Here is a 5359-nt window from a genome sequence, read left to right on the forward strand (position 1 = left end):
CAGGCTCCCATGCGACCCGCTTTCGACGATCCGCCCGTCGCTCATCACGATGATGCGTTCCGCCGCGCGGACCGTCGCGAGGCGGTGGGCGATTACGAGCGTGGTGCGCGTCGACATCAAGCGTTCAAGCGCTTGCTGGACAAGCCGCTCGCTCTCGGCATCGAGCGCACTGGTCGCCTCATCGAGCAGCAGGATTGGCGCATCGCGCAGTAGCGCGCGGGCGATTGCAACGCGCTGGCGCTGGCCACCGGAGAGGCGCGCGCCGCCTTCGCCGAGATAGGTGTCGAGCCCCTCGGGCAGCTTGCGCAGGAATTCTGCGGCATTGGCCGCTTCGGCGGCGGCCCAGAGCTCGTCGTCATGCGCATCCCACCGGCCATAGCGCAGATTGTCGCGCGCCGACGCGCCGAAGATCACCGGCTCCTGCGGCACCATTGCGATCCGTGCGCGGACCTCGGCCGGGTCGGCCTCGCGCAAATCGACGCCGTCGATCAGCACGCGCCCGGCATCGGGATCATAGAAACGCTGGATCAGCTGGAACAGCGTGGTCTTGCCCGCCCCCGACGGCCCGACGATCGCGACCGTCTCGCCCGGTGCGACGGAGAGCGAGAAATCATGTAGCGCGGCGACATCGCGGCGCGTGGGGTAGCGGAATTCGACATGTTCGAACGCGAGCGTCCCGCGTGCAGGCACGGGCAGCGTGATCGGCGTGGCAGGCGCGCGGATTTCGGGTTCTTCGTTGAGCAGTTCGGCCAGCCGCTCGGCCGCGCCCGATGCGCGCAGCAGGTCGCCATAGACCTCGGTCAGCGCGGTGAACGCGCCGGTCACGAGCCCGGCGGTAAAGATGAACGCGGTCAGCGAGCCCGCCGACAGCCGACCGGCCGCGACGTCAGCGAAGGTCGACCACATCAGCAGCGTCACCGCGCCGAACAGCAGACCGATGACCAGCGCGGTCATGATCGCACGGATCGTGATGCGGCGCTTGGCGGCAGCGAAGCTGCTGTCGACCGCCTTGGCGAAACGCTCGGCCTCGCGGCGTTCCTGGCCGAACGCCTGGACGATCTTCATCGCGCCGAACGTCTCGACCGCCATCGATCCGATATCGGCGATGCGGTCCTGGCTCGAGCGCGAATATTTGCGCACGCGCCGCCCGAGCAGGACGATCGGCAGGACAACGATCGGGATGCCGATGATCAGCATGATCGCCAGTTTCGGGGCGAGCGCGAAGAGCGAGATGATCCCGCCAATCCCGGTCAGCGTGTTGCGCAGCGCGACCGAGACGGTGGTGCCAACCGCGACCTCGATCTGCGCGGTGTCCGAGGTGAGGCGCGAGGCGACTTCGGACGGGCGGTTCTCCTCGAACCAGCGCGGCGCGAGCGTCAGGAGATTGGCCTGCACCGCCATCCGCACGTCGGCGACGGTACGTTCGCCCAGCCAGGAGACGAAATAGAAGCGCAGCGCCGTCGCGATCGCGAGCACGCCGACGACCGCGAACAGGCCGTAGAAGATCGTGTCAATATGATGCGCATCGGTCGAGCCATGGGTGAAGCCCTGGTCGATCACCGACTTGATGCTCCACGGGATGTACAGCGTCGCCGCCGACGTCGTGAGCAAGGCGGCGAGTGCGATCAGCAATTGCGCGGGATAATGCGAGGCGAAGCGCCAGATCATCACCAGGCTGCTAAGCTTACGCTTGTCGGGCGGAGTCGGCGCGGGCGTTGCGTCGGTTGGGAAGGCGGGTTCGATATCGGCCATGACGATCGCCTAGCAGGACGCGAGGCCCGCCTCAATCCGCATCGCCGAAAGGATGGCAAACGATCATTGCCGTTTTCCGCAGTGCGGCATAAGCTAGCGATTAAGTAACGATTGCCTTCTAGAAAGTCCGGTATGCTCTACAGTGCCTATGAAATGCAGAAATCGATGTTGGCCGGCGCGGGCGCGATGGCCGATTTCGGGGCCGAATTGTTGAACAATCCGGCCAATCCGTTCGCCTATTTTGGCGGCGGTCAGATCCTGAGTTCCGCGCTGGAAGTGTTCGCGCATGCCGCAGCGCCGCGCGGCAAGCCTGAATTCGGTCTCGATAGCACGATGATCGACGGCAAGAGCGTCGCGGTGACCGAGGAGATCGTGCTGCGCAAGCCCTTCGGGCAACTCAAGCGCTTTGCGCGGGCCGGCGTGACGGGTGGGCCGAAATTGCTGATCGTGGCACCGATGTCGGGCCATTATGCGACGCTGCTGCGCGGCACGGTCGAGCGGATGTTGCCGGTGGCGGATGTCTACATCACCGATTGGCGCGATGCGAAGCTGGTGCCGCTATCCGACGGCACCTTCGATCTCGACGATTATGTCGATTATCTGATCGAATTCCTCGAAGCGATCGGCCCGAATGACGGGCAGGGCGGCACGCATATGCTCGCCGTGTGCCAGCCTTCGGTGCCGTGCTATGCCGCCGCCTGCGTAATGAGCGCCGACAAGCATCCGTGCCGCCCCAAGACGCTCACGATGATGGGCGGGCCGGTCGATACGCGGATGGCACCGACCTCGGTCAACACGCTGGCGACCGAGCGGCCGCACAGCTGGTTCAGCCAGAATGTGATCGCAACGATCCCGGCGCAATATCCGGGTGCGGGGCGCAAGGTGTATCCGGGCTTCCTGCAGCTCGCTGGCTTCATGTCGATGAATCTGGGCAGCCACATGTTGAGCCATTACGAGATGTTCAAACATCTGGTCGAGGGCGAGGATCTGGAAGCCGAGCAGACCAAGGATTTCTACGAGGAATATCGCTCGGTCTGCGACATGACCGCCGAATTCTATCTCCAGACGATCGACGTGGTGTTTCAGGACCATGCGCTGCCCAAGGGCGAGATGCTGCACCGCGGGCGGCGCGTCGATCCGGCCGCGATCACCGACATCGCGATCCTCGCGATCGAGGGTGAGAAGGACGATATTTCGGGGTTGGGCCAGACCAAGGCCGCGCTCGACATCGCGACCAGCCTGCCCGCGGACAAGAAGCGCTATTATATGGCCGAGGGTGCCGGGCATTACGGCATCTTCAACGGCTCCAAATGGCGGACGAAGATCGCGCCGGTGCTTGAGGAATGGATCGCCGCGCACGCTTGAGGCGGGGACGGGCGGAGGCCCGTCATTCGCTATGGCAAGAGACCGTGAACGGTTGCCGTTCGCGCTATTTCGGCCATCATATCTTTTAACATCAATGGTTTGCTGAGAAGTGCATCGGCCCCTGCGCTCATCGCTTCCGCAAGCAGCGCCGCGTCGGCGTGTCCGGTCATCAAGATGACGGGCGTATTCCCGCCTTGCGTTCGCAGGATTCGCGTCAGTTCGATGCCGTTGGTCCCGGGCATCCGCACATCGCTGACGACGACGCCGCACCCCTCGCGGCCACGGGCGAGGAAATCGTCGGCGTCGAGGTACGTCGCGGTCTTATAGCCGACCGCTTCCAGCGCCATGGCGAGCGCGTTGCGCACCGGTTCGTCATCATCGATGACACTCACGATCCAGGGTGTGGTCATAGCGCTATTCCGCTTCACAAATCGGCAGGGTAAAGTGGAAGGAGGTCCCAGTGGACACGCCTGGCTCCGCCCAGATCTTGCCGCCGTGATCTTCGACGATGGTGCGGCAGATCGAAAGACCGACCCCCATGCCCCGTTTCCCCTTGGTGCTGACAAAGGGTTCATACAGTCGCGCGACGACTTCGGAGCTGATTCCCGGGCCGATGTCGCTGACCGTCACCATCGCCATACCGTTGACGCCGTTTGTGGTCGTGATGTGAATCTTTGACGCCCGCATTTCGCCCATCGCGTCCATGGCATTGCGAACCAGATTCATGATGACCTGTTCGATTTGTACCCGGTCGGCGAAGACGGCGGTGTCTGCCTGCTTGTGTTCGACCGTCGTCGTGATGCCGCTTTCGCGCGATCCGATGAGCGCCAGGTTGCAGGCCTCATCGACCAGCATCGTTAGATTTTCAGGACATTTGACGACTTCGCTGCCCGAAACGAACGACCGAACACGCTTGATGATTTCTCCGGCGCGGTGGCATTGATCCTTGGCGAGAGCAAGCGGCCGGTGCGCCGGCAAGCTCTCGTTCTCAAGCAAAGCGTCAGCAGCTTCGAGGTATAGCGAGATCGCGGCCAACGGTTGATTGATCTCGTGTGCGATCGCCGCCGCCATGTCGCCCATCGCCGTGCGCTTCGACACGTGAAGAAGTTCCTTGGCGAGCTCCTGGCGCTCGGTAATGTCGATCGACAGACTGACCAGGCCCGCTACCTTTTCGTCGGTTTGAAAAAAGGGTGCCTTGGTCGACAGGAACAGGCGCGGCCCGGTATCGCGTTCGTCGATGATTTCCTCAATTTCGCGGGTGGTACCTTCGTCCATGGCACGATGATCGTTTTCCCGCACCGTGTCCGCCTGGCTGTCATTCCCGAAGATCGCGATATTCGGTCTGTTCTCGATGTCGGCGAATGGCTTGCCGATCAGGTCGAGCGCAGCCTTGTTGGCGAACAATATGCGCCCCTGCCGATCCTTGGCATAGATCGGGCCGGGGACGACTTCGACGACCGTATGCAGCAACGCGGTCGATTGCTTGAGTTCGGATGTGAGCAGCGCGTTGGCGGCCGCCCTTTGCTTGACGTCATCGATGTCGGTGCAGGTGCCAACCCATCGGATGATCGAACCCGCTGCATCGCGGATCGGCTGCGCGCGCCCGAGCGTCCACCGATAGTCGCATGCGTGATATTGGAGCCGAAATTCGATCTCGAACGGGTGACCCGTCTCGACGCTGCTCCGCCAGAGGGTGCAGGCGCGCTGACGATCGTCGATGTGCAGCACGTCGTTCCAGCCCGAGCCATTGCTCGACCCGTCCGGAAGCCCCGTAGCCGCGTACCAAAGGGCGTTGAAATAGTCGGGGTATCCATCTGCGCGTGCCGACCACACCATCTGCGGCATTGCATCGGCAAGCATCAGCGCGATGACGTCCGAGGGTGGTACATGATCTGGGTTGGCTTCGCGATGCGTGTTTGCGGGAGCGTGGATGGCGCGCGCCGGATCGATCGTTTGGGGGACCCCTTCCGCCCCGGGCTCAAACAGTTCTGCATGTTCGAGAAGGCTCTCCCGGACTTGGCCATCGCCGGGTGACCTTGCTGCATGGCGAGCATCCGCCGCGCGCGAGGTATCAAGGTTTTGGTTGCTGATCTTCGGCATTGGCCCTCGCGCGCTTGTGCGGGAGCGATCAATGCTCTCAGTCTGCGCGATGCGTACCCTGCCGCAGATTAACGTCGGTAGCATGGCGGAGCGGTCGCAACCCCATCAATTCGAGGATATTGGCCGGTCGTTTCGGTAACGC

Annotated in this window: 4 protein-coding genes; 1 reads left to right on the top strand and 3 read right to left on the bottom strand. The window is 63.1% G+C overall.

Annotated elements, in window-relative coordinates; translation table 11 throughout:
• On the bottom strand, positions 1 to 1752 hold a 1752-nt coding region (locus ABWP09_RS06020; RefSeq protein ID WP_502959765.1), incomplete at its 3' end, for an ABC transporter transmembrane domain-containing protein.
• A 132-nt stretch (positions 1753 to 1884) separates the two neighbouring features.
• Here ABWP09_RS06020 and ABWP09_RS06025 point away from each other — a divergent pair.
• Complete coding sequence (locus ABWP09_RS06025; RefSeq protein WP_353204239.1) at positions 1885 to 3117, top strand: polyhydroxyalkanoate depolymerase; 1233 nt, start codon at positions 1885 to 1887, stop codon at positions 3115 to 3117.
• Between the two features lie 29 nt (positions 3118 to 3146).
• On the opposite strand, the gene ABWP09_RS06030 is transcribed toward ABWP09_RS06025, so the two are convergent.
• Positions 3147 to 3527, bottom strand: coding sequence for a response regulator transcription factor (locus ABWP09_RS06030; RefSeq protein ID WP_353204240.1), 381 nt, complete (start codon positions 3525 to 3527; stop codon positions 3147 to 3149).
• 4 nt (positions 3528 to 3531) lie between these two features.
• Positions 3532 to 5217, bottom strand: coding sequence for a PAS domain-containing sensor histidine kinase (locus ABWP09_RS06035; protein WP_353204241.1), 1686 nt, complete (start codon positions 5215 to 5217; stop codon positions 3532 to 3534).
• Positions 5218 to 5359 lie beyond the last annotated feature (142 nt).

Source organism: Sphingomonas sp., from assembly GCF_040398505.1.
Taxonomy (GTDB): Bacteria; Pseudomonadota; Alphaproteobacteria; order Sphingomonadales; family Sphingomonadaceae; genus Sphingomonas.

What these genes read in the sequence shown, in the direction of transcription:
- ABWP09_RS06025 (WP_353204239.1), top strand. Translation starts at nt 1,885, where the DNA reads ATGCTCTACAGTGCCTATGAAATGCAGAAATCGATGTTGGCCGGCGCG.
- ABWP09_RS06030 (WP_353204240.1), bottom strand. Translation starts at nt 3,527, where the DNA reads ATGACCACACCCTGGATCGTGAGTGTCATCGATGATGACGAACCGGTG.
- ABWP09_RS06035 (WP_353204241.1), bottom strand. Translation starts at nt 5,217, where the DNA reads ATGCCGAAGATCAGCAACCAAAACCTTGATACCTCGCGCGCGGCGGAT.